This window comes from Bacterioplanoides pacificum, from assembly GCF_042648445.1.
In the GTDB taxonomy this organism is placed as follows: domain Bacteria; phylum Pseudomonadota; class Gammaproteobacteria; order Pseudomonadales; family Oceanobacteraceae; genus Bacterioplanoides; species Bacterioplanoides pacificum.
In genome coordinates this window covers 639,232-660,889 of the sequence record NZ_JBHRYB010000005.1, presented here as the reverse complement: position 1 = coordinate 660,889, position 21,658 = coordinate 639,232, and the positions used below count along the sequence as shown (strand labels likewise).

Sequence of the window (21,658 nt, the reverse complement as noted above, 5' to 3'; positions counted from 1 at the left end):
TCAATGTCGATTATTTTCGAACATGCCATCCAGCGCGCAGCCTTTTGCTACGCGCTGTGCCGCATCAATCAGGACCACATCGACCTGTGGTGTGAGCATAATCAACAAACGTTTGCGCCATTCAGCCAACTCAGCCGCAAGGTTGAGTCGTACCTGCGTGGTGAACTGAAATCACTGCCCAACCTTGAGCGCTTCCATGAAGCCTTTGCCCTGTGGCGCGATGAATTAATTCAGGATGACACTCTGGCCTACCAGATTGCCGAACTGACCTGCTCTGCACTTTACTGCGCGGCCGAATCAATTCTCGATCCGGAATGTGATGACATTGACCTGCTGCTGAATAACGTTGCTGAGATTTACCGCGACATGGAATCACTGACCGACAACGTACCGCAGCTGCGTGAGTATTTCGCCGATATCTGCCAGGGTTTGCAGCAACAGCTGGATGACAGTTCCCGGCCACCGCTGGCCAGCGACTTTTTCCGCTTTATCGACCAGTGTGACGCCAGCCTGTTTGGCCTGTAACCGACTAAAACTGCGCTTATCTTGACCTGAGTGGCAGTATTTTCTGACACACACATTTACCTGCGCCACGCCGGAATTTAAAATCCGGCGTTTTTATATGGTTATCACGAGCGCGCTGTGACTTCAGACACAATCATCACCCCAGACACCGCTTTCACCCCCGAGCTGTTATCACCCGCCGGCACCTTCCGGAATATGGAATACGCCTTCGCGTATGGCGCTGATGCCGTTTACGCCGGCCAGCCGCGCTACAGCCTGCGTGTGCGTAATAATGATTTCCAGCTCGACAATCTGGCTAAAGGCATTGATTACGCTCATTCGCTGGGCAAACAGTTCTATGTCGCCAGCAACATTGCGCCGCACAACAGCAAAGTTGACACCTATATGCGCGACATTGAGCCGGTTATTGCTATGCAACCGGATGCTCTGATTATGTCTGATCCGGGTCTGATTATGTTAGTCAAAGACAAATGGCCGGATCAGGTTATTCACCTGTCAGTGCAGGCTAACGTGGTCAATTATGCGTCAGTGGAGTTCTGGCGGCGTCAGGGCGTCAGCCGCATCATTTTGTCCCGTGAATTGTCCATCGAGGAGATCGCCGAAATTCGCCAGCGCTGTCCGGAAATGGAAATCGAAGTATTTGTCCACGGCGCCTTGTGTATTGCCTATTCCGGTCGCTGTCTGTTATCGGGTTACATGAATCACCGCGACCCCAACCAGGGCACCTGTACCAATGCCTGTCGCTGGAAATACGACGCTCATGAGGCAAAACAAACCGACAGTGGTGACATCATTCCTGTCGGGGTCAATGAGTTTGACCCGACACAACCGAATACCCGCCAGGTAACCGCAGAACAACCGGCTCCGACACTTGGTAGTGGCGCCCCCAGCGACCAGATCCTGCTGCTGCAGGAAGGTAACCGTGATAACGAATACATGCCGGCTTTCGAAGATGAACACGGCACTTATATTATGAACTCCCGTGATTTACGGGCTATCCAGCACATCGAAAAGCTGGTTGAACTGGGTGTACATTCCTTAAAAATCGAAGGCCGCACCAAATCCCACTATTACGTCGGCCGCACGGCTCAGGCCTATCGTCAGGCTATTGATGATGCTGTTGCTGGCCGACGGTTTGATAAAAACCTGATGGATACTCTGGAGCACATGTCAAACCGCGGCTACACCGAGGGTTTCTTCCGGCGCCATGTCCACGATGAATATCAGAACTATGAACGTGGCAGCTCCCTGAGTACCGCCCAGCAATTTGTCGGTGAAGTCAGCCACAGCGATGGCGACTACCTGACCATTGAGGTCAAAAACCGATTTCAGCTGGGCGACTCGCTGGAGCTGATGACCACCGATGGCAATATCACCTTTATTCTGCAGGAATTGACCGACAGCAGCGGCCAGCCACGCGAAGATGCTCCGGGCTCCGGTTTTATCGTCCGTATCCCCGTGCCCGAAGAAGCACGTCAGCACTGTTTTACCCGTGCCATGTTGATTCGCAATCTGCCCCCGGTTAATGAAGCCTGAGCACAGCTATTGGCAAGTCACGGCGGCTTATCTATAGTGCCGTGACACTCAGATAACAATTGAGGGACCTATGAAAACCACACTGCGCAGCGGCCTGTTATTACTGGCCTGCCTGTTTGCGGCCGTCAGTCATGCTCAAACCGATGCCCCGCGACAACTGGTCGAAGCAGCATCAACACGCATGACCGAACGCCTGATCGCCGATCGCGAACAGATTCAGAGCCAGGATTTCTATCTCGAACAGCTGGTGGATGAATTATTATTACCCGCCGTCGATCACATCACCATGGCCAAACGGGTTATGGGAAAATACTGGCGCAGGGCTTCAGAAGAGCAGCAGAAAACCTTTGTAAAGGCGTTTAAAAACAAGGTAATCCGCACCTATGCCGGGGCCTTTAAGGCCTTTAACGGGGAAAAGATTGAATATCAGGATTCGCGCCTGAATCCGGATGGCAATCGCGCTCTGGTTAAAAGTGAAATTAAACGGGTAGGCGCAGCCAACATCCGGGTCGACTATAAGCTGTACAACCGGGACGGCAGCTGGAAGGTATACGACGTCATCATTGAAGGTGTCAGTCTGGTGAAAAGCTTCCACGATCAGGTTAGCCTCAGCATTGAGCAGAACGGCCTGGCAAAAGCCATTTCTGCCCTGGCAGACGAATACAAGAGTGATGCCCCCCAGGTAAAGCTCGGCGGGCACGCGTGGGGACCGTATCTGGGTAAACAACAACCCAATTACGGTCTGGCTGCAGACATCGTCTCAGCAGCCTTCGCGCGTGCCGGTTATCAACTGACCATCGAGTTTATGCCCTGGAACCGGGTGGAAGAACAAATCCGTAGCCATCAGCTGGACGGCTCTGTCGCCAGCTGGCGGACGCCGGACAGACAAACAGACACTCTGTTTTCGCACCCCTATCTGCACAACCGCCTGGTGTTTATCAAACGCCAGGATGATCCGTTTTATTACCAAAACCGCACACAACTGAATACCCTGGCCGGCAACAAGGGCTACCGCCTCGGCATTTTCGAAAACTACAGCTATGGCCCGGAGTTCGATCAGATACGCGACCTGTTTCAGGTTCATCGCCGCGATTATTGCTCTCAGCTGTTTCGTGATGTTGCCAACAAAGAACTGGATCTGGCACTGGTCGACCACTGGGTCGCCAGCAGTGAATTAAGCCACAAGCCCAATGTATCACAACATCTGGTACAGGCTCCCGGCACCTTAACCAGCCAATCGCTGCACATTGCCCTGCCCGCATCCGGCGAGCGCAGCCAGCAGCTTATCAATGCCTTCAACCTTGGTCTGCAGCGGCTGAAACAGGACGGCAGCTACCAACAAATTCTGGATCAACATCAGTTTCCCCAATGACCCCAATTGACATCCTTTACAGTGATGACGACATCGTCGTGATCAATAAGCCTTCTGGCTTACTCAGCGTGCCTGGCCGTTATGAACCCGACTCAGCCGTCAGTCGTCTGCAACAGCAATTTGGCACCATTCTGGTGATACACAGACTCGACATGGACACCTCCGGTATTCTGGTGTTTGCCCGTCATAAACCGGCGCTCGCCAACGTGCAGCGCCAGTTCGAAAAACAAACCACCCGCAAAGTCTATGAAGCATTGGTGCACGGCCAGCTCCCCGGCACCCGGGGCTGTATCAATCTGCCGATTATTGTCGACTGGCCAAACCGGCCATTACAGAAGATCAGTCACAGCGAAGGTCGTTATGCATTAACACGCTGGCAGCGGTTAACTTATGAAAATGGCAATACCCGGGTGGCGTTATTCCCGAAAACCGGCCGTTCACATCAATTGCGCATCCACATGCAGCAGGCCGGCCATCCGATCATCGGGGACACCCTGTATGGCCCGGAAACCGATCGCCAGCAACAACGTCTGTGCCTGCATGCGCGGGAGCTGGACTTTTGTCATCCGGTCAGCGGCGATGCACTGGCCTTTGTTTGCCCGCCGCCATTTTAAACCCGGCGAAAGACTGGCGAAGCTGACTAAGCCCGCTTCGCCAGCAACGAGCGTAACATCAGTAGCAGACCAATAAAGAACAACACACCACCGGCCAGAATAACCGTCGCAATCCCGCCAAAAATATAAGGCGCTTTCATCAGGGTGGTCATCAGCGAGTCCTGATAGTAAAAAAACCACTCATGGTCGGCTGGGAACATCCAGATGTGCATCTGATAAAACACCGCTTTAGGACCAATAACCAACACCAGCAATGTACAACCGACAATCAAGCCGGCCAATATACCAACCTGATGGCGCCAGCCTGGCCGACTATTACCGAACAGCAGCCAGCCTCCGACAACCAGCATGATTAACGTTGCCATCAGCCCCGCCAGTTGAAATGTATCCACCAGGTTCGCAACATCCCGCAGATGAATAACCTCCGGCGGACGTAATAAGGCAATCGGCCGGGATTGTGGCCCGGTCTGAAAACGAATTTTTTCCAGCCCATCCCCCTGCTGATGAATGGCAACCGCGATGTCATTAAACAGTCGCTCGTGTTCCACCCGGCTCAGCTGCTCCAGGCCAAGAATATAGCGATTCTGCGGGCCATACTTATCTATATGAGCGGCAATATCGTACCAGTCGTACCAGAAAGAATAACCGTATTGCTGAGAAGCCATCAGATTCCAGCTCAGAAACAGACTGACCAGAAAGCCACTGACCAGAGTCACAAACCACAGCAGAGGAGTTACCCGGTTTAACATAGGATTAGTTGTCCTGATAAAAATGGATCAATGTCTGCCCCAGCGCGCCACAGCAGTCCGTTTGCAAATGAAAATGATGATGGCCCGGCAAAGCGATAAAGCGCCCATCCTGCAGGTGAGGCAGGCGCAAATCAAACATTGCCTGGGGAATAATGCCCTGCCGGGCCCTGACAACCTGTACCGGACACTGGACGGCTTGCAACACGGCGGCCACCTGGGGTTCTGTCAGACGTACTTTGGATACACCGCGCAACCTGGGGTCACTGCGCCAGCACCAGCCTTGTGTTGTTTGCCGCAGGTTACGCCGCACCACCGGCGCGATGCATTCCGCCGTCAGTAATGGATCTTTGCCAACCCGGGCCTGAATCGCTTGTTCTTCAGAGCGGTAACATTTGCTTCGCCCCGGCTGTTGCTGGCGACGCAAGGTATCATCAACGCCTTTGCGCAACTGACTCACCAGCTGCTCCGCCGGTGTTGTCAGCGGACCTAAGGCATCCAGCGCAACGACGGAACGGGCGAGCTCCGGATAGGCAGCGGCGGTCAATAATGCCGTGGCCGCACCCATAGAGTGCCCCAGCAGATGCACCGGCCCCTCCAGCTGGCGTGCAACCTCGACCACCGCCGCTACCGGCTCCCAGATGTAATAGTTACCGCCCGCCAGCCAGTCAGAATGTCCATGACCAGGCAGATCGAGCGCCGATACCTGAAACCCGGCAGCCGCCAGTAGCGGCGCGAGACGATCAAAGGAGGCGGCGTTATCCAGCCAGCCATGTAATGCCAGAATCCGACCTGTCGGTACAGCTGCACCTGTAGCCCAGCTGCGTACACTCAGCTCACCGACTGAGGTGGTAAAGCGCTGTTCACTTACCGTCGTGCTGAATGACGACATAACATCTCACCCAATAACTGATGAATGGTGTCTGCGGTGGTCTCGGGCTGCTCCAGTGGAAACATATGACTGCCCGGCATCCAGCGCACTTTCATGCCCACCCGGCTTTTCATCCGGGCGCCGTGCAAGCGGTTAAACACATCACTCTGACGCCCGCCAATCACCGCTGCCGGCAATTTAAGTGGCCGGTCGCTGCGCAGAATATGTGGCATAGTGCGGTAGATTTTCATTTCAATATGCGGATCAAAGCTGAGCCGCACACCGGCGTCCGGCTCCCCGGGATTGATAAAATCCGTGCCGGAGGTAACGTAATCATCCAGACAGCGCTGATCAAAACGCTTCATCAGCGATTTATCGGCAAAATATTCTTTCGCGCTGGCACGATCAGGCCACTCCTGGCGCCGGCCCTGTGTGCGGCCAGCCGGAGTAAAGCGGTCAGTCAGGCGCAGACGCTTCAGCAGACCAAACCCCGCATTTTCTACCGGAGTTAACAGCGGAGAATCCAGCATCACCAGCCCTTTTACCAGATCCGGACGTTTGTAAGCCACCATATAGCTCAGCAAACCACCTAACGAATGACCCACGGCGATCACCGGCTGATGATAATGTTGCTCAAAATAATGGATCAATTCCTGCTCAAGAAAATGCCAGTTATCAGTCACCGGATAATCGGGTTGATGGGCCAGCCGCTCAATGGTGCGGACGTCATAATGAACCGCCAAACGTTCGAGTAACACCCGATAACTGCCCGCCGGAAAACCGTTGGCGTGAGAAAAGTGAAGAATATCGCGATCAGCATTCATTACAATCAACAAAAAAGCCAAAAGGAAGCGCAAGCTACCGTTTGGCTTAATGAATAACAAGGTGGGATACGGAAAAAACGCCGGTTAAAAAGACTCAGTGTTCGTCAAGTGCCGGATACCACACCTGAGTCACCGTCATACATCCGGCGGCGGCGATGTCCCCCTCCAGCAACCAGCATTCGGCGGGCGACCAGGGCTGATCAAAGACCTGCCCCTCAACCAGCTTAGCGGCCAGCCGTCCAACCAGCGGCAAATGAGAAACCACAACCAGATCGCTGTTACTGCGACTCAGCAAATCGCTCAGTGACTCCACATCACCATCCGGTGTCAGCTGCGGCCACTGGCTCAGCGTTAGCCCCGTTGCCTGCTGTATGGCTTGTGCCGTTTGTATTGCCCGTCGGTAAGGACTGGTGCAAATCTGCGCCTCAGCAGAGACAGCACCCGCCTCAATCAGTCCACGTAACCAGCACCCAGCCCGTTCCGCCTGTTGCTGACCCTTCTCAGTTAACTGCCGCTGTGAATCACCATCCACACCGGTTTCTGCACTACCATGACGAACAATACAAACTTTCACTTAATCTTCAGCCTTGCTATCCGGCCAATCCCTGAAGGGATATGGCTTGTCTTCGGAAGCACCTGAAAGATAATGAATAATCTGGCCAATATATTGCCCCAGACTATCGCCAAACTCGGCCAGTGCCGGATTCACCTCTCCGGTCAGCAGACGGAATACCCACTGCACCGCGCCAATCAGCAAAACCACTAAATCCAACACCCGGTAAACGACAAAAAAACCAATCAGATACAGGGTTTTCAGCCAGAATGCGTCGGATGTCACACTATCCTTCAGGTCACTCATGTGTATTTCTCTCTACAGGAACCAACAATAAAAAACGTTACCTACACCACCACGGCTTATATTTCACTGCGCGGCAGAGCAAACTCAACATCGGAAGCGTGATCGCCGGACATCAGCCCCTGAGCAACCAGGCGCGGATCAGCTCCGTTAAACAACACTTCATAAGCCCCCATAACCAGAGGCATATAAATATCTAATTCAGCAGCTTTTGCCCTGACATATCGCAAGGTATTAACACCTTCTGCCACTTCACCCAATGAATTGACCGCTTCGTCCAGTGTTTTCCCTTCACCAATCGCATAACCAACACGATAGTTACGGCTTAAAGGCGAGCTGCAGGTTACGACCAGATCACCAACACCGGCCAGCCCGAGGAAGGTCAGCGGATTCGCACCGAGAGCAACCGCAAAGCGACTCATCTCAGCCAATGAGCGGGTGATGATCATGCTGCGCGAGTTTTCCCCCATCCCCAGCGCTGCCACAAAACCACTGACAATGGCGTAAATATTCTTCAGTGCACCACTCAACTCAACACCATAAAGGTCGTCTGAAGCATAAACCCGAAAGTAAGAACAGCTCAAACCAGACTGAACATTACGTCGTAAGTCACTGTTTTTACTTGCAATTACCGTCGCCGCCAGTTCGCGCCGGGCGATTTCTTTGGCCAGATTCGGGCCCGACAATACCCCCACCGGATTAGCCGGACATAATTCCTCAAGCACCTGACTCATCAACAAAAATCGTTCTGGCTCAATCCCCTTGGTGGTACTGACCAGTGCCTGCTGCGGCATCAGCTTGGCCGCGAACGAAGAAACCACTTCTCGTACGTAACGGCTGGGCACCGACACGAAAATAACATCCGCTCCCTGAATCGCCTCATCCAGCTCGGTGGTTGCATTGAGCGCCGGGTTTAAGGGCGTATCCGGCAGGTACTTGTCGTTCTTCTGGTGCGTATTAATCGACTCAGCAATGGTCGCGTCACGCAGCCATTGCCAGGTTTCAATCTCATTATCGGCCAGAATATTAGCTACGACGGTGCCAAAGCTTCCACCGCCAATGACTGCAGCTTTATTGATTTTCACGCATCCTCCTGCGTCGGGTCATTAAGTATTATCGCGATCAGACTCGAGGCAATCGACCAGCTCTTTGAACACGTCTTTGTTGCGGTCATTCAGACTCATCAACACTTTATGAGCGGCAATCACCTGGTCGCGGGCGATTTCCTCAGGCACTGACTCCGCCGCCCAGGCGACAAAATCGGCGGCATCGGCAAACGGCTCGTCGATAATATGGAATACCTGATCAAACCCCATACTCAGCAAAATCCGGGTAATGCTGGCTTTGGGGCTGGATATGGTCGGGGTAATGCCGAAACGATCGCGGCATAAGATGGATATTTTTGCGATCTGGCCAAGGGTTGTGCTGTCTACGCCCTCAGCCTGAGACAGATCAATCACCACATTGGAGAAGTCGGGCCGGGCAAGGATGTCATCCAGATACTTTTCCAGCGCCGAACACAGATTCAAACGCACGTCACCACGCAAGCGAATAACGTGCGTCCCATTTGTAAAGGCAACCAATACCTCTCCTGACGTCATAATGCACCTCGTGCGATCGACACCATGGCAATATCATCCGGCACTTCGGCTTTATCACTGACACCCAGTGCCTCAGCGATCCGGAAGATATCCCCTTTACTCTCAACGGCAGCAGCTAACAAAGCATCCTCTTTATTATTCAAGGTCGGTTCCGGCATGATTTCCAGTATACCGTCTGAAAACAACAATAACGCGAAGTCCTGCTCCAGCGGAATGCGGTATTCTTCATATTCCGCCTCACGGAAGAGTCCCACCGGCATAGCCCGCCCCTGGAGGTACTGAATATTACCCGGCGTCAGCATCACCGGCATCGGGAAGTGGCCACCCACCGAATAATACAGCGTATTGGTTTTGCGGCAGATCAGGCCATAAAACATAGTCAGGTGCTTATCCAGCTCCGACGCATGTAACTCAGCATTGATACGCTGCAACACCTGAGCCGGGTGAATGACATCATCGCTGGAACCGCGACGAAAATTACGCTTCAGCCGGTAGGTCACGTTTTTCAGCAAAACTGTCACAAACGCCGATGACGCACCATGGCCGGAGACATCGGCGATATAAAACGCCAGACGATCGTCATCCAGCGGGAAATAATCGAGAAAGTCACCGCTGAGCAGCAGTGAAGGTGTGATCGAATGGTTGCAATGCAGACCGTGAAAGTCGAGCGGCTCCGGCAACATACGCAATTGCGCCTGGCGTCCGGCCTGCTGGTCGGCGCGCAACTCGTCCAGGCCACGTTTCAGTTCACCGTTGGTTTTCTCCAGGTATTCCCGGTAAGCACAGTTTTCCTGCTCCAGCTGGGTGCGCTGCAGCGCTTTGCGCAACGCATGGCTCAGCACCGCCAGGTCGAGAATCGGTTTCACCAGATAGTCATCAGCACCCAGTCGTAACGCCTGAACCACGTCCTCCATCACTCCCGCCCCTGACACCACAATCACCGGCAGTTCCGGATGACGGGCCTTGACCAGGGCGAGCAATTCGATACCACTCATACCGGGCATTTTCAGGTCGCAGATAACAGCATCAACCTGAGTTTCATCCAGCAGATCCAGACCTGCCGCTGCAGATGCGGCTGTAAGCATGACGTAGTCGCAATCTTCGAGATAAGCGCTAATGCTATCCCGGACCAGTGCATCGTCGTCAATGACCAACACAGTAGCGGCCATCGGCGTCTCCAAACCAATAAAACAGCTGCGAACACTACCCCCATCAGGTCGGGGTTGCAATGGTGTTTGGAGAAATTGTGCGCCGTGCTTCTGGTGCTTTAGGCTTATTTAATTTACTGGACTTTCCTGACTAACTTTTCTAACCGAAATTTTACGCCTATTGCCGCTTTAAAAGGCTATTGAACTGGCCGAAAGAATGCTGAATGATTCTCTGACAATAAGACCAAGACAGCGAAGGAGCACATCATGTCGAATCTGGCGCGAAACTATCAGGAGAAGCGGGATTATATCCGCATGCAGGTAGAAGCCCCCGCCACCCTGATACTGGATAACGGTGAGCGACACACCTTAACCTGTATCGACCTCAGCTCCAGCGGCGTACAGCTCAGCAGCCAACACGCGGTAACGGCAGATTGTCAGGGCGAGCTGCAGATTGAAAGCGGTGGCGGCTCAACACCACCTCTACACGCCCGGGTCACGGTTTGCCGGGTTCAACCCTGCGATAGCGGCGACTATCGTATCGGACTGAGCATCGACTCCTTTCTGTAACGCATAAAAAAGCCGGCAAAGCCGGCTTTTTTACAACTGCAGAGCGAAGATGACGCGCTTATTTGAAATAGGCGTTTTCGGTCTGGCTGTGGTCCGTTTCATCACGCACTCCGGCCACTTCCGGGATCTTAGCGATCAGACTGGCTTCCACGCCGTCTTTTAACGTCATATCCACCGCACTGCAGCCCTGACAGCCACCACCAAATTTCAGAATGGCAATACCCTCTTCTGTGAAATCAACCAGACTGACTTCTCCACCGTGTGCTGCCAGGCCCGGATTGATTTCGGTATACAGCAGATAATTAATACGGTCTTCAACCGGGCTGTCGGCATTAACCTTCGGCATCTTGGCGTTGGGCGCCTTGATCGTCAGCTGACCACCCATGCGGTCTTTAGCAAAATCAATTTTTGAGTCTTCCAGGTAGGGAATACTCATCGCCTCAACATAAACCTTCAGCTTTTCCATCGCCTGCAGTTCATCATTGGCGCTCACCTCTTCCGGCTTACAATAAGCCAGACAGGTTTCTGCGTATTTAGTACCAGGCTGGGTAATAAAAATACGTACAGCCATTCCCTCCACATTCTGCTTTTCCAGCAACTCCGCCAGGTAAGTTTCAGCATCCGGGGTGATGGTCACGTATGTTGTCATTTGTTCACTACCTCAATTAACTGGCGCCATTCTACCTAAAGCAGCCGCTGCGTTAAATACCCTAGTAATTCAGTTGGATAAGACAGGCTGTTCAGTGTACGGCAACGCTATCGCCACTACACAAAACCGCAGAAATGATCCCTGTGTGAAAGATATTCAAGTCGACTTGCAGATATTTCATATTAAGGAACACCTCCGCTCTGCTACAATATTGCGCCATTTTTTCTATTCAGCAGGATATTCATGAGTCAGTCAGCCACCTCTCTAACTGAGTTACGCCAGCAACGGATTGCCCGGTTAAAAGCCGATATGGAACAGCGCATCCATATTCTGGATGGTGGCATGGGCACCCTGATTCAGTCACACCAGCTGGAAGAAAAAGACTACCGCGGTGAACGGTTTGCCGATCTGGAACAGGATGTTAAAGGCAACAACGACCTGCTGGTGCTGACCCAGCCAGAGATCATTGCCGGTATTCACCGCCAGTATTTTATGGCCGGTGCCGATATCGTTGAAACCAACACCTTTAACAGCACCCGGGTGTCGCAGGCCGACTACCAGCTGGAGGCACTGGTCCCCGAGCTGAACCGGGAAGCAGCGGCTCTGGCGCGCCGGGTCGCAGAACAGGTTGAAGCAGAAACCGGCGTGCCCCGCTATGTCGCCGGGGTGCTTGGACCAACCAGTAAAACCGCGTCTATTTCACCCGACGTCAATGACCCGGGTTTCCGCAACATCACCTTTGATCAGCTGGTAGAGGAATACGTCGAAGCCACCACAGCCCTGATGGACGGTGGCGCCGATCTGATTCTGATTGAGACCGTATTCGACACGCTGAATGCCAAAGCCGCGATTTTTGCCGTGCAGGAAGCCTTTGAGCGACAAGGTGAAGAGCTGCCGATTATGATTTCCGGCACCATCACCGACGCCTCAGGCCGCACCCTTTCCGGTCAGACCGCCGAAGCCTTCTGGAACTCCATCGCCCACGCCCGGCCGCTGTCGGTAGGCCTGAACTGTGCTCTGGGGGCTGAAGAGCTGCGGCCGCACATCGAAGAATTATCGAACAAGGTCTCCACCTTTATTTCCGCCCACCCGAACGCCGGCCTGCCAAACGAGTTCGGCGAATACGATCAGAGTCCGGAAGAAATGGCGGTGATCGTTGAAGAATTTGCAGCAAGCGGCTTCCTTAATATTATCGGTGGCTGCTGTGGTACCGCACCGGCTCATATTCAGGCGATTGCTGAGGCGGTAAAAAAACATCCGCCGCGCAACATCCCCAGCATCAAGCCGGCTTGCCGGTTATCCGGCCTGGAACCCTTTAACTTCGATGAAAACAGCCTGTTCGTTAACGTTGGTGAACGCGCCAACGTCACAGGCTCTGCCCGCTTCAAACGTCTGATTAAAGAAGAAGCCTATGACGAAGCGCTGGAAGTTGCCCGGGTACAGGTGGAAAACGGTGCGCAGATTATCGACATCAATATGGACGAAGGCATGCTCGATTCCGAAGCTGCCATGGTGCGTTACCTCAACCTGATCGCCTCAGAACCGGATATCTCCCGGGTGCCGATTATGGTCGATTCGTCCAAATGGGAGATCATCGAAGCCGGCCTGAAGTGTATCCAGGGCAAAGCCGTGGTCAACTCCATCAGCCTGAAAGAGGGTGAGCAGGAGTTTATCGACAAGGCCAAACGCTGCCTGCGTTATGGCGCCGCGGTGGTGGTTATGGCGTTTGATGAAGCCGGCCAGGCCGACACCGTCGCCCGGAAAAACGAAATCTGCGAGCGCTCCTACCGGGTGCTGGTGGATAAAGTCGGCTTCCCGCCGGAAGACATTATCTTCGACCCGAACATCTTCGCCGTCGCCACCGGTATCGACGAACACAACAACTACGCGGTCGACTTTATCGAAAGCTGCGAATACATCACAAATAATCTGCCACACGCCAAAATTTCCGGCGGCGTCAGTAACGTCTCGTTCTCGTTCCGTGGTAACGAACCGGTGCGCGAAGCAATTCACTCCGTCTTCCTCTACTACGCCATCCAGAACGGCATGAGCATGGGCATCGTCAACGCTGGTCAGCTGGCGGTCTACGACGACCTGCCTGGTGAACTGAAAGACCGGGTTGAAGACGTCATTCTCAATAAACGCGATGACGCTACCGACCGGTTACTGGAGATTGCCGAAAAATACCGCGGTGACGGCTCGATCCAGGAAAAAGAAAACGAAGAATGGCGTGAGCTGCCAGTACGGGAGCGACTGACCCACGCTCTGGTTAAAGGCATCAACAGCTACGTCGAACAGGACACTGAAGAAGCGCGGCAACAATTCGATCGCCCGATCGAGGTGATCGAAGGTCCATTAATGGATGGCATGAACGTGGTCGGTGATTTATTTGGCTCCGGCAAAATGTTTTTGCCCCAGGTGGTCAAAAGTGCCCGGGTTATGAAACAGGCGGTGGCTTACCTGCTGCCGTTTATTGAAGATGAAAAAGACGGAGCATCACAATCACAGGGCAAAATCCTGATGGCGACGGTAAAAGGTGACGTGCACGACATCGGTAAAAACATCGTTGGTGTTGTACTGCAGTGTAATAACTTTGAGGTGGTCGACCTTGGCGTTATGGTGCCGGCCGAAAAAATCCTCAAGGTCGCTAAAGAAGAAAACTGCGACATCATTGGTTTATCCGGCCTGATCACGCCGTCACTGGATGAAATGGTGCACGTTGCGCGCGAAATGCAACGTCTGGATTACCACCTGCCATTGCTGATCGGTGGTGCGACAACATCCAAAGCACACACCGCCGTTAAAATTGAACCTCAATACCAGAACGACATTGCCACCTATGTCGCTGATGCCTCCCGGGCCGTGGGTGTTGCCCAGAAACTGGTTAACGCCCAGGATAAAACCGACTTTATCGCTGAGCGCCGCGCGGAATATGAAAAAGTGCGCGAACGCAGCGCCAACCGCAAAGCAAAACCCCTGCTGAGCTACGATAAAGCCACCGCCAATGCATTCGATGGTGGCTGGGCCAGCGACAACCAGAGCGATGGCTACCAGCCACCGGTGCCCAACAAGCTGGGACTGTCGGTTTATGACGATTTTGACCTGGCTGAGCTGGTCGATTACATCGACTGGACACCCTTCTTTATCTCCTGGGAACTGGCCGGTAAATTCCCGCGCATTCTGGAAGATGAGGTCGTCGGTGAAGCAGCCACCAATTTATACAATGATGCCCGCGCCATGTTGCAGCGTATCGTTGATGAAAAACTGTTTACCGCCAAAGGCGTGGTCGGCATCTGGCCGGCACAGCGCCGCGGTGCCGACGACATCGTGGTATTCCGTGGCGACGACAGCGGTGAACAGCGCGATCAGGAGATTGCTCTGTTGCACCAGCTGCGTCAGCAAACCGACAAACCAAACGACCAGCCAAATTACTCGTTGGCCGATTACATCGCCCCGGAAGGCAGCGTCAACGACTACGTCGGTGCGTTTGTTGTAACCACCGGCCTGGAAGCCGAAACCCTGGCCCAGCAGTACGATGATAATCACGATGACTATAACAGCATCATGATTAAGGCCCTGGCTGACCGCCTGGCGGAAGCCTTTGCTGAGCGCCTGCACGAAATCGTGCGCAAAGATATCTGGGGTTACGCCAGTGACGAAACGCTGGATAACGAAGCGCTGATCAAAGAAGCCTACAAAGGCATTCGCCCGGCACCGGGTTATCCGGCCTGCCCGGACCACACCGAAAAAACCACCCTGTTCGAATTACTCGATGCCACTCGCCATACCGGCGTCACGCTGACCGAAAACTACGCCATGTATCCGGCAGCGTCCGTCAGTGGCTGGTATTTCTCTCACCCTCAGGCGAAATATTTTGGTCTGGGTAAAATCGACAAAGATCAGGTGGAAAACATTGCCCAGCGCAAAGGCATGGCAACCGACACCATGGAGCGCTGGCTGGCACCCAACCTGAGTTATGACCGCTAACAGCAGGCAGCCCACAACGGGCTGCCGGTTATCCGGGTTGTTATGTTACGCCTGATTGCCAGCCTGCTCGCCATTGAACCTCGCAGGCTGCAACACATCCTGATCATTGGCGTACCCATTATTGGCGGTATGTTATCGCAGAGCCTGATCAACCTGGTCGACGCCGCCATGGTTGGCCGCCTGGGTGATGCGGCGCTGGCCGGTGTCGGGGTAGGCAGCTACGCCAGTTTTATTGTGGTATCCACCGTTATGGGGTTGTCCTCAGGGGTCCAGGCGCTGGTGGCGCGGCGTCACGGTGCCAACCATTCACACTCCCATATCGCTGAACCGGTACTGGCCGGGCTCACCCTTGCCTGCCTGGTTGGCATCCCGCTGACCGTGCTGTTCTACCTGCTGGCGCCACCGCTACTACCGCTGTTCAACGATGCCCCGGAAGTCAGTGACATCGCGATACCGTATTTTCAATGGCGCACCCTGGCAGCGGTCTTTATTGGAATGAACTTTGTTTTCCGCGGCTTCTGGAGCGGCATTGGCGCGACGAAACAACACTTAAAAGTGTTGTTACTGATGCACCTGTCCAACGTCGCGATCAGCTATGTATTAATTTTTGGCCTGCCTCAGCTGGGGTTTTATGGCTTTGGTGCCACAGGCTCCGGCATGGGTACAGCCGCTTCAATGCTGCTGGGCACGCTGGCTTACGGCTGGCTGACCTTCCGTCGCCACCGCGCCCGCTTTGCAGACTGCCAGCGGCCAACCAAAGCCAGCCTGCTCAGCGTTGCTCAACTGGCATTACCCAATTCGACGCAGCAGGTGTTATTTGCTTTGGGTACCAGCGTCATGTTCTGGATCATTGGCCAGATCGGCACCCAGGAACAGGCCGTGGGCCATATCCTGATCAACCTGTCGTTATTATTAATTCTGCCGGCGGTGGGCCTGGGAATCGCGTCAACCAGTCTGGTTGGCCAGGCACTGGGGCGGCAGGACAGCGATGACGCCTATCGCTGGGGCTGGGAGGTAGTAAGAGTCGCGGTATTTATCATGGCCCTGGTAGGGATACCGCTGTGGCTGATGCCGCAGGAAATTCTGCGACTGTTCACACCAGAGCAACATCTGATTGAGCTGGGCACCTGGCCGTTGCGCATCTCCGGCATTGCCATTGCGATGGAAGTCACCGCCATGGTACTGACTCAGGCATTGTTGGGCGCCGGCGCCAGTCGCCAGGTGATGCGCATCAACCTCATCATGCAATGGGGGGTGTTATTACCACTGGCCTATTATGTCGGGCCGTTTGCCGGCGCCGGCCTGACCGGTGTATGGATTCTGCAAGGCGTACAACGGATTTCTCTGTCACTGGTTTATGCGGTAATCTGGCGCACCAGACACTGGGCCAGCATACACATCTGAAAGCCGGCCCGACCAGCCACGTTTTACGGAGTAGCGCCATGTCCGGCTTCACCCCGATTCCTGCCATTAATGCTTATCAACACATCGATCCGGTCATCGCCCACCGCGGCGCCAGCGGACATGCTCCGGAAAACACCGCCGCTGCTATTCGCCTGGCAGCCGAGCATGGCGCCCGCTGGATCGAAGTGGACGCCACCATCAGTGCCGAAGGGGTGGCGGTGATTTTTCATGACTCCGAACTGAAACGTTGTTCTGACGGTATTGGTCATGTTGCTCAGCTGAAACTCAGCGAACTGAAAAAACTCGATTGTGGCAGCTGGTTCTCGTCAGACTTTAAAAACGAGCGTTTATTGACCCTGACGGAATTATTAAGTCTGGCCAACCAGCTGGAGCTGAACATCAATCTGGAAGTCAAACCCAATATCGGTCGTGAAACAGAAACCGTCTGGGCCATTCGCTCAGCATTGCAACAGGTGCCCTTCGAGCACACGCTGCTGCTGAGCAGCTTTAATCACCACGCTCTTAAGGCCTGCCAGCTGCATCTGGAAGATATACCGCGGGCATTAAATGTCGATGCAATCCCCTATAACTGGCAGGAACGGGTAGAAGAATATAACTGCCAGGGACTGCACTTCTGCGCCGATTTCTTCGACGAAAAACTGGTGCGCCAGATTGCCGAGCAAGGCTTCCCACTGGCCTGCTTTACCGTCAATGACCCGGAACAGGCACAACACTTATGGAATGCCGGCGTCGTTTCCGTTTTTTCCGATTACCCTTATCGATTAATCCAGCAAGGCCGGAAAACGCAGCAATGGCATAATCACTGACCCAAAAAGCGCAGCCAGGCAGTCATCAGTGTTGTTTATTCCCTGATGCTATTACCATATAGATAAATATTAATTTTAAGAATATATAGCCTCTGTTAAGGTGCGCGACTAACTAAACCAGAAAACCAGCCTGATTAGAGTTTACGGATCATTATGTACGTTTACGACGAGTACGATCAGCAATTGCTGAATGAACGCGTTGCCCAGTTCCGTGGGCAAATGGAGCGTTATCTCGCCGGCAAAATTGCGGAAGACGAATTCCTGCCGCTGCGCCTGCAAAATGGTATTTATGTGCAACGTTATGCACCAATGCTGCGGGTTGCCATTCCTTATGGCCTGTTTAACTCCGCACAGTTGCGGGCACTGGCGATGGTCGCACGCGACTACGACAAAGGTTATGCCCACTTCAGCACCCGTCAGAACGTCCAGTTTAACTGGCCAGCACTGGAAAAATGCCCTGAAATCCTGGCCAAACTGGCTGAAGTTCAGATGCACGCCGTGCAAACCAGCGGCAACTGTATCCGTAACACCACCACCGACGAGTACGCCGGTGTGGTAAAAGAAGAGATTGTTGATCCGCGCCCGTATTGTGAAATCATCCGCCAGTGGTCAACTTTCCACCCGGAATTTGCCTTCCTGCCGCGTAAATTCAAAATTGCCGTCAATGCCGTACCGGGCGAAGACCGGGCTGCGATTCATGTGCACGACATCGGCGTGAATATCATTAAAAATGAAGCCGGCGAAATTGGCTATCGCATCCTGGTTGGTGGCGGCCTGGGCCGTACGCCAATCATCGGCAGTGAAATCCGCGACTTCCTGGCCGAAGACGATCTGCTGACCTATCTGGATGCCATTATCCGGGTTTACAACCAGTTTGGCCGTCGTGATAACAAATACAAAGCGCGTATCAAAATCCTGGTAAAAGCACTGGGTGTCGAGCGGATGCGTGAGCTGGTCGAAGAAGAATGGCAACGCATCAAAGACGGTGACGGCAAATTGCCGGCAGCAGAACTGGAACGCGTTAAAGCCCACTTTACCGAACCGGCGTATAAAACTCTGCCATCTGACCCGGCAGAATATCAGCAGGCACTGGCCGACCAGCCGGCATTTGCCCGCTGGGTGCAGCGCAACGTACGTGACCACAAAAAAGACGGCTATGCCATTGTGACCCTGAGCCTGAAGCAAAAAGGCAATGCTCCGGGTGATGTTACCGCTGAACAGATGGACGACATTGCCACTCTGGCCGACGAATTCAGTTTTGGTGAAATTCGTTCGACTCACCAGCAAAACCTGGTACTGGCCGATGTGGAACAAGGTCAGCTGTTCGCCTTATGGCAAAAAGCCAAAGCACTGGGACTGGCTACGCCCACACTGGGACTGCTGACCGATATGATCTGCTGCCCGGGCGGTGACTTCTGCGCCCTGGCAAACGCCAAGTCGATCCCGGTCGCTGAAGCCATTCAGGTACGTTTTGACAACCTCGATTATCTGCATGATCTGGGTGAAATCGACCTCAATATCTCCGGCTGTATGAATGCCTGTGGTCACCACCACGTAGGTAACATCGGTGTGTTAGGGGTGGATAAAAAAGGCGAAGAGTTTTATCAGATTTCGCTCGGCGGTAACTCCGGCGGTAACGACAGCCAGGACGCTGCGTTAGGTAAAATTCTCGGTCCGTCTTTCGCCCGCGAAGCCATGCCAGATGTTATTGCTAAAATTCTCGACTGTTACGTTGCTCAGCGCAGCGACGGTGAAAGCTTCCTGGAAGCTTACCGCCGCCTGGGCCACAACACCTTTAAGGAGGCCGTTTATGGAAAACCTGAATAAACCTACCCTGCTTAAGGATCGCCAGCCAGTGAATGATGACCCATGGCACTGGGTTAATGATGATCAGGCTGTCAGTGATTACGCCGTGATCAGCCTGAGCCGCTGGAATGACAATAAAGCGGCACTTAAAGCCCAGGCAGAAGCGGGTAAACTGGCACTGCAACTGAGCAGCGAAGAAACCGCCGACCAGCTGGCCGACGAAGCGGACAACTTTGCGCTGATTTGTATCGACTTTCCGAAGTTCGCCGATGGCCGCGGTTATTCCACCGCCCGCCTGTTGCGCGAACGTTATGGTTATAACGGCGAATTACGCTCCACCGGTGACGTACTGGTCGATCAGTTGTTTTTTATGCAGCGCTGTGGTTTCACCAGCTTTGCGTTACGCTCAGATCAGGATGTCGACGATGCACTGGCCGCCTTCGCTACCTTCAGCGTGTGTTATCAGAACGACGTTAACGATCCACGACCGCTGCATCGCCGCCGCTGAAACCGGCTGAACGTCATAAAAAAACCGCCACTTTGGCGGTTTTTTTATGACTCTCCGGCAACCACCCGGGCATACATCACCCCTGCCAGACGTTTTGCCACTGGCGGCGCAACGCCAACTCACTTAAGCTTTCAGCATGAATCAGGATATTGTTTTTTCGTTTTTTCTGGTGTTTTCCGGCGCCACGATTTTTGCCACCCTGGCGCTGTTTACCCGCCAGCCGTTATTAATTGCCTACATTGCACTGGGCGCTCTGGTCGGGCCATTTGGTATGGGCTGGATTGAGCACCCGGAAAATCTGTCGGATATGTCGCATATCGGCATTATTTTCTTGTTGTTCCTGCTCGGCCTGGATATGCAGCCTGCCGCCTTAATTGCGGTATTACGCAAAGCCACAGCCGTAGCTCTGGTCAGCTCCCTGGTGTTTTTTGCTACCGGCTTTGGCCTGTCACAGGCGTTTGCTTTCAGCCTCACCGACAGCCTGGTCATTGGCCTGGCAATGATGTTTTCGTCCACCATTATTGGCCTCAAGCTGCTGCCCACCACGGTGTTGCATCACAAACACATGGGCGAACTGATGATTGGTTTATTATTAATTCAGGATTTGTTAGCCATTCTGACCCTGATTCTGCTGGGAGTTATGTCGGGAAACAGCGATATGCCGATCTGGCAGCCTTTTGTCGCCCTGCCACTGCTGGTGACTGCCTGTTATCTGGTGGTCAAAGGCGTGTTATTGCCACTGATTGCGCGCTTCGACCGCTACCAGGAGTATTTATTTATTCTTGCGATTGGCTGGTGCCTGGCGGTTGCTGAAGGCGCAAAAATTATTGGTCTGACGTATGAAATCGGGGCGTTTGTTGCCGGCGTCACTCTGGCAACCAGCCCGATTGCCCAGTTTATAGCCATCAGCCTGAAGCCATTACGCGACTTTTTCCTGGTGATGTTCTTTTTTGCTCTGGGCGCCAGCTTTAATCTGGGGCTGTTATCGGCGGTGGTCATTCCGGCCGTTATTCTCGCCGTACTGGTGCTGGTGATTAAACCTCTGACCTTCCGTTATTTATTGGCCGGTTTCAGTGAGCGCCGGGCTCTGGCCTGGGATGTGGGTTTCCGCCTCGGGCAAATCAGTGAATTTTCATTGCTGATTGCGTTTGTCGCACTGGAAAGTCAGCTGTTATCCGAACAAGGCTCATCGCTGATCCAGGCCACAGCCATTATTACCTTTGCAATCTCCAGCTATATTGTGGTGTTTAACTACCCCAACCCGATTGCGGTAAAAGATAAACTGCGGCGCGACTAAGCGCCGCTGCTGGTTATATTATTCCGCCAGGATGGCGTATTGGCCGGAGAAGGTAACCGCTACTGCACTGTCCACTTCACCGTCACAGCTGATTTCTGCCTGCAACGATATTTTAGCCCGGCCTTTGCGATTAAAATGATCGAGGAAACTGGCAATCAATTTATCCCCCGGATTTTTACAAACCGCACGGATTTTACCGGTCACCGGCGCCAGGTATTTTACCTCTCCGCCAGCTACGACCTGATTACATACCAGCCCCTTTTCCTGAGTCTTCAGGTAAGCAAAGCCCCAGCAAGCCATCACCGCTGCATTGTACAGGCTGCCGCCAAAGGCCGTTTGTTTGTCGTTAATATTCGGCGCCAATGGCGCGCTTAACACAAGCTGCTCACCATCATAGGATTCAACCTCTAACCCCATAAACTGGGTGATCGGCAGGTGTTCGACAAAAAAATCTTTTAATTTCTGGCTGATATCAGTATTCATGTTAAATCTGCGATTGAATTCCTATAAGCACTCA

At 53.4% G+C, this 21,658-nt stretch carries 21 protein-coding genes; 11 read left to right on the top strand and 10 right to left on the bottom strand.

Annotation, left to right across the window (positions count from 1 at the left end; translation table 11 throughout):
• The first annotated feature begins 3 nt into the window (after positions 1-3).
• From ACFOMG_RS07615 to ACFOMG_RS07600, 4 genes are all read left to right on the top strand, one after another.
• Positions 4-525 (top strand): hypothetical protein, encoded by a 522-nt coding sequence (locus ACFOMG_RS07615; protein WP_376865799.1) that lies wholly within the window; start codon positions 4-6, stop codon positions 523-525.
• Between the two features lie 117 nt (positions 526-642).
• Entirely contained in the window at positions 643-2,061 is a 1,419-nt protein-coding gene (gene trhP, locus ACFOMG_RS07610; protein ID WP_376865798.1) for a prephenate-dependent tRNA uridine(34) hydroxylase TrhP, read from the top strand.
• A gap of 70 nt (positions 2,062-2,131) precedes the next feature.
• The gene (locus tag ACFOMG_RS07605; protein ID WP_376865796.1) at positions 2,132-3,433 is read left to right on the top strand and encodes an ABC transporter substrate-binding protein; all 1,302 of its coding nucleotides are present in this window, start codon (positions 2,132-2,134) and stop codon (positions 3,431-3,433) included.
• The gene (locus ACFOMG_RS07600) at positions 3,430-4,047 is read left to right on the top strand and encodes an RluA family pseudouridine synthase (protein ID WP_376865795.1); all 618 of its coding nucleotides are present in this window, start codon (positions 3,430-3,432) and stop codon (positions 4,045-4,047) included. Before ACFOMG_RS07605 ends, ACFOMG_RS07600 begins: the two co-directional genes overlap by 4 nt.
• Positions 4,048-4,073: 26 nt before the next feature.
• Here ACFOMG_RS07600 and ACFOMG_RS07595 read toward each other — a convergent pair whose 3' ends face one another.
• From ACFOMG_RS07595 to ACFOMG_RS07560, 8 genes are all read right to left on the bottom strand, one after another.
• The gene (locus ACFOMG_RS07595; protein ID WP_376865794.1) at positions 4,074-4,796 is read right to left on the bottom strand and encodes a lipoprotein intramolecular transacylase Lit; all 723 of its coding nucleotides are present in this window, start codon (positions 4,794-4,796) and stop codon (positions 4,074-4,076) included.
• Between the two features lie 4 nt (positions 4,797-4,800).
• Positions 4,801-5,685, bottom strand: a complete 885-nt coding sequence (locus tag ACFOMG_RS07590; RefSeq protein ID WP_376865793.1) for an alpha/beta hydrolase — start codon at positions 5,683-5,685, stop codon at positions 4,801-4,803.
• The gene (locus ACFOMG_RS07585) at positions 5,661-6,488 is read right to left on the bottom strand and encodes an alpha/beta fold hydrolase (protein ID WP_376865792.1); all 828 of its coding nucleotides are present in this window, start codon (positions 6,486-6,488) and stop codon (positions 5,661-5,663) included. Before ACFOMG_RS07585 ends, ACFOMG_RS07590 begins: the two co-directional genes overlap by 25 nt.
• 94 nt (positions 6,489-6,582) lie before the next feature.
• On the bottom strand, positions 6,583-7,062 hold the full coding sequence (gene sixA / locus ACFOMG_RS07580) for a phosphohistidine phosphatase SixA (protein ID WP_376865791.1): 480 nt from the start codon (positions 7,060-7,062) through the stop codon (positions 6,583-6,585).
• On the bottom strand, positions 7,063-7,347 hold the full coding sequence (locus ACFOMG_RS07575; protein ID WP_376865790.1) for a DUF4389 domain-containing protein: 285 nt from the start codon (positions 7,345-7,347) through the stop codon (positions 7,063-7,065). It abuts the gene before it with no gap.
• 56 nt (positions 7,348-7,403) lie between these two features.
• Positions 7,404-8,429 (bottom strand): NAD(P)H-dependent glycerol-3-phosphate dehydrogenase, encoded by a 1,026-nt coding sequence (locus tag ACFOMG_RS07570; protein WP_376865789.1) that lies wholly within the window; start codon positions 8,427-8,429, stop codon positions 7,404-7,406.
• 21 nt (positions 8,430-8,450) lie between these two features.
• On the bottom strand, positions 8,451-8,945 hold the full coding sequence (locus ACFOMG_RS07565) for an STAS domain-containing protein (protein WP_376865788.1): 495 nt from the start codon (positions 8,943-8,945) through the stop codon (positions 8,451-8,453).
• Positions 8,942-10,114: a SpoIIE family protein phosphatase gene (locus tag ACFOMG_RS07560; RefSeq protein WP_376865786.1), complete on the bottom strand. Its 1,173-nt coding sequence runs from the start codon at positions 10,112-10,114 to the stop codon at positions 8,942-8,944. The genes ACFOMG_RS07565 and ACFOMG_RS07560 overlap by 4 nt, the downstream gene beginning before the upstream one ends.
• A gap of 246 nt (positions 10,115-10,360) precedes the next feature.
• Between ACFOMG_RS07560 and ACFOMG_RS07555 the strand changes: the two genes are divergently transcribed.
• On the top strand, positions 10,361-10,663 hold the full coding sequence (locus ACFOMG_RS07555) for a PilZ domain-containing protein (RefSeq protein WP_376865785.1): 303 nt from the start codon (positions 10,361-10,363) through the stop codon (positions 10,661-10,663).
• 58 nt (positions 10,664-10,721) lie between these two features.
• Here ACFOMG_RS07555 and nfuA read toward each other — a convergent pair whose 3' ends face one another.
• Positions 10,722-11,312: a Fe-S biogenesis protein NfuA gene (gene nfuA, locus ACFOMG_RS07550; protein WP_376865783.1), complete on the bottom strand. Its 591-nt coding sequence runs from the start codon at positions 11,310-11,312 to the stop codon at positions 10,722-10,724.
• 243 nt (positions 11,313-11,555) lie between these two features.
• On the opposite strand from nfuA, the gene metH reads away from it, so the two are divergent.
• The 6 genes from metH to ACFOMG_RS07520 all read left to right on the top strand — a co-directional run bounded on the left by metH (position 11,556) and on the right by ACFOMG_RS07520 (position 21,141).
• Positions 11,556-15,299, top strand: a complete 3,744-nt coding sequence (gene metH, locus ACFOMG_RS07545; RefSeq protein ID WP_376865782.1) for a methionine synthase — start codon at positions 11,556-11,558, stop codon at positions 15,297-15,299.
• A 42-nt stretch (positions 15,300-15,341) separates the two neighbouring features.
• A complete protein-coding gene (locus ACFOMG_RS07540; RefSeq protein ID WP_376865781.1) occupies positions 15,342-16,703 on the top strand; it encodes an MATE family efflux transporter in 1,362 nt (453 codons plus the stop codon).
• A gap of 38 nt (positions 16,704-16,741) precedes the next feature.
• Entirely contained in the window at positions 16,742-17,530 is a 789-nt protein-coding gene (locus ACFOMG_RS07535; protein ID WP_376865779.1) for a glycerophosphodiester phosphodiesterase family protein, read from the top strand.
• A gap of 153 nt (positions 17,531-17,683) precedes the next feature.
• A complete protein-coding gene (locus tag ACFOMG_RS07530; RefSeq protein ID WP_376865778.1) occupies positions 17,684-19,357 on the top strand; it encodes a nitrite/sulfite reductase in 1,674 nt (557 codons plus the stop codon).
• Positions 19,341-19,844: a DUF934 domain-containing protein gene (locus ACFOMG_RS07525; protein ID WP_376865777.1), complete on the top strand. Its 504-nt coding sequence runs from the start codon at positions 19,341-19,343 to the stop codon at positions 19,842-19,844. The genes ACFOMG_RS07530 and ACFOMG_RS07525 overlap by 17 nt, the downstream gene beginning before the upstream one ends.
• 136 nt (positions 19,845-19,980) lie before the next feature.
• On the top strand, positions 19,981-21,141 hold the full coding sequence (locus tag ACFOMG_RS07520) for a cation:proton antiporter (RefSeq protein WP_376865776.1): 1,161 nt from the start codon (positions 19,981-19,983) through the stop codon (positions 21,139-21,141).
• Positions 21,142-21,159: 18 nt separating this feature from the next.
• Here the strand turns inward: ACFOMG_RS07520 and ACFOMG_RS07515 are convergent, their stop codons facing one another.
• On the bottom strand, positions 21,160-21,624 hold the full coding sequence (locus tag ACFOMG_RS07515; RefSeq protein WP_376865775.1) for a thioesterase domain-containing protein: 465 nt from the start codon (positions 21,622-21,624) through the stop codon (positions 21,160-21,162).
• Between the last annotated feature and the right edge of the window lie 34 nt (positions 21,625-21,658).

Bases quoted from the DNA above. Each gene is read 5' to 3' on its own strand.
- ACFOMG_RS07615 (WP_376865799.1), top strand. From the start codon at position 4: ATGTCGATTATTTTCGAACATGCCATCCAGCGCGCAGCCTTTTGCTAC.
- ACFOMG_RS07575 (WP_376865790.1), bottom strand. From the start codon at position 7,347: ATGAGTGACCTGAAGGATAGTGTGACATCCGACGCATTCTGGCTGAAA.
- ACFOMG_RS07555 (WP_376865785.1), top strand. From the start codon at position 10,361: ATGTCGAATCTGGCGCGAAACTATCAGGAGAAGCGGGATTATATCCGC.
- metH (WP_376865782.1), top strand. From the start codon at position 11,556: ATGAGTCAGTCAGCCACCTCTCTAACTGAGTTACGCCAGCAACGGATT.
- ACFOMG_RS07515 (WP_376865775.1), bottom strand. From the start codon at position 21,624: ATGAATACTGATATCAGCCAGAAATTAAAAGATTTTTTTGTCGAACAC.
- ACFOMG_RS07585 (WP_376865792.1), bottom strand. From the start codon at position 6,488: ATGAATGCTGATCGCGATATTCTTCACTTTTCTCACGCCAACGGTTTT.
- ACFOMG_RS07530 (WP_376865778.1), top strand. From the start codon at position 17,684: ATGTACGTTTACGACGAGTACGATCAGCAATTGCTGAATGAACGCGTT.
- ACFOMG_RS07540 (WP_376865781.1), top strand. From the start codon at position 15,342: ATGTTACGCCTGATTGCCAGCCTGCTCGCCATTGAACCTCGCAGGCTG.
- ACFOMG_RS07520 (WP_376865776.1), top strand. From the start codon at position 19,981: ATGAATCAGGATATTGTTTTTTCGTTTTTTCTGGTGTTTTCCGGCGCC.
- ACFOMG_RS07560 (WP_376865786.1), bottom strand. From the start codon at position 10,114: ATGGCCGCTACTGTGTTGGTCATTGACGACGATGCACTGGTCCGGGAT.
- ACFOMG_RS07595 (WP_376865794.1), bottom strand. From the start codon at position 4,796: ATGTTAAACCGGGTAACTCCTCTGCTGTGGTTTGTGACTCTGGTCAGT.
- ACFOMG_RS07525 (WP_376865777.1), top strand. From the start codon at position 19,341: ATGGAAAACCTGAATAAACCTACCCTGCTTAAGGATCGCCAGCCAGTG.
- ACFOMG_RS07535 (WP_376865779.1), top strand. From the start codon at position 16,742: ATGTCCGGCTTCACCCCGATTCCTGCCATTAATGCTTATCAACACATC.
- ACFOMG_RS07590 (WP_376865793.1), bottom strand. From the start codon at position 5,685: ATGTCGTCATTCAGCACGACGGTAAGTGAACAGCGCTTTACCACCTCA.
- nfuA (WP_376865783.1), bottom strand. From the start codon at position 11,312: ATGACAACATACGTGACCATCACCCCGGATGCTGAAACTTACCTGGCG.
- ACFOMG_RS07605 (WP_376865796.1), top strand. From the start codon at position 2,132: ATGAAAACCACACTGCGCAGCGGCCTGTTATTACTGGCCTGCCTGTTT.
- ACFOMG_RS07565 (WP_376865788.1), bottom strand. From the start codon at position 8,945: ATGACGTCAGGAGAGGTATTGGTTGCCTTTACAAATGGGACGCACGTT.
- ACFOMG_RS07600 (WP_376865795.1), top strand. From the start codon at position 3,430: ATGACCCCAATTGACATCCTTTACAGTGATGACGACATCGTCGTGATC.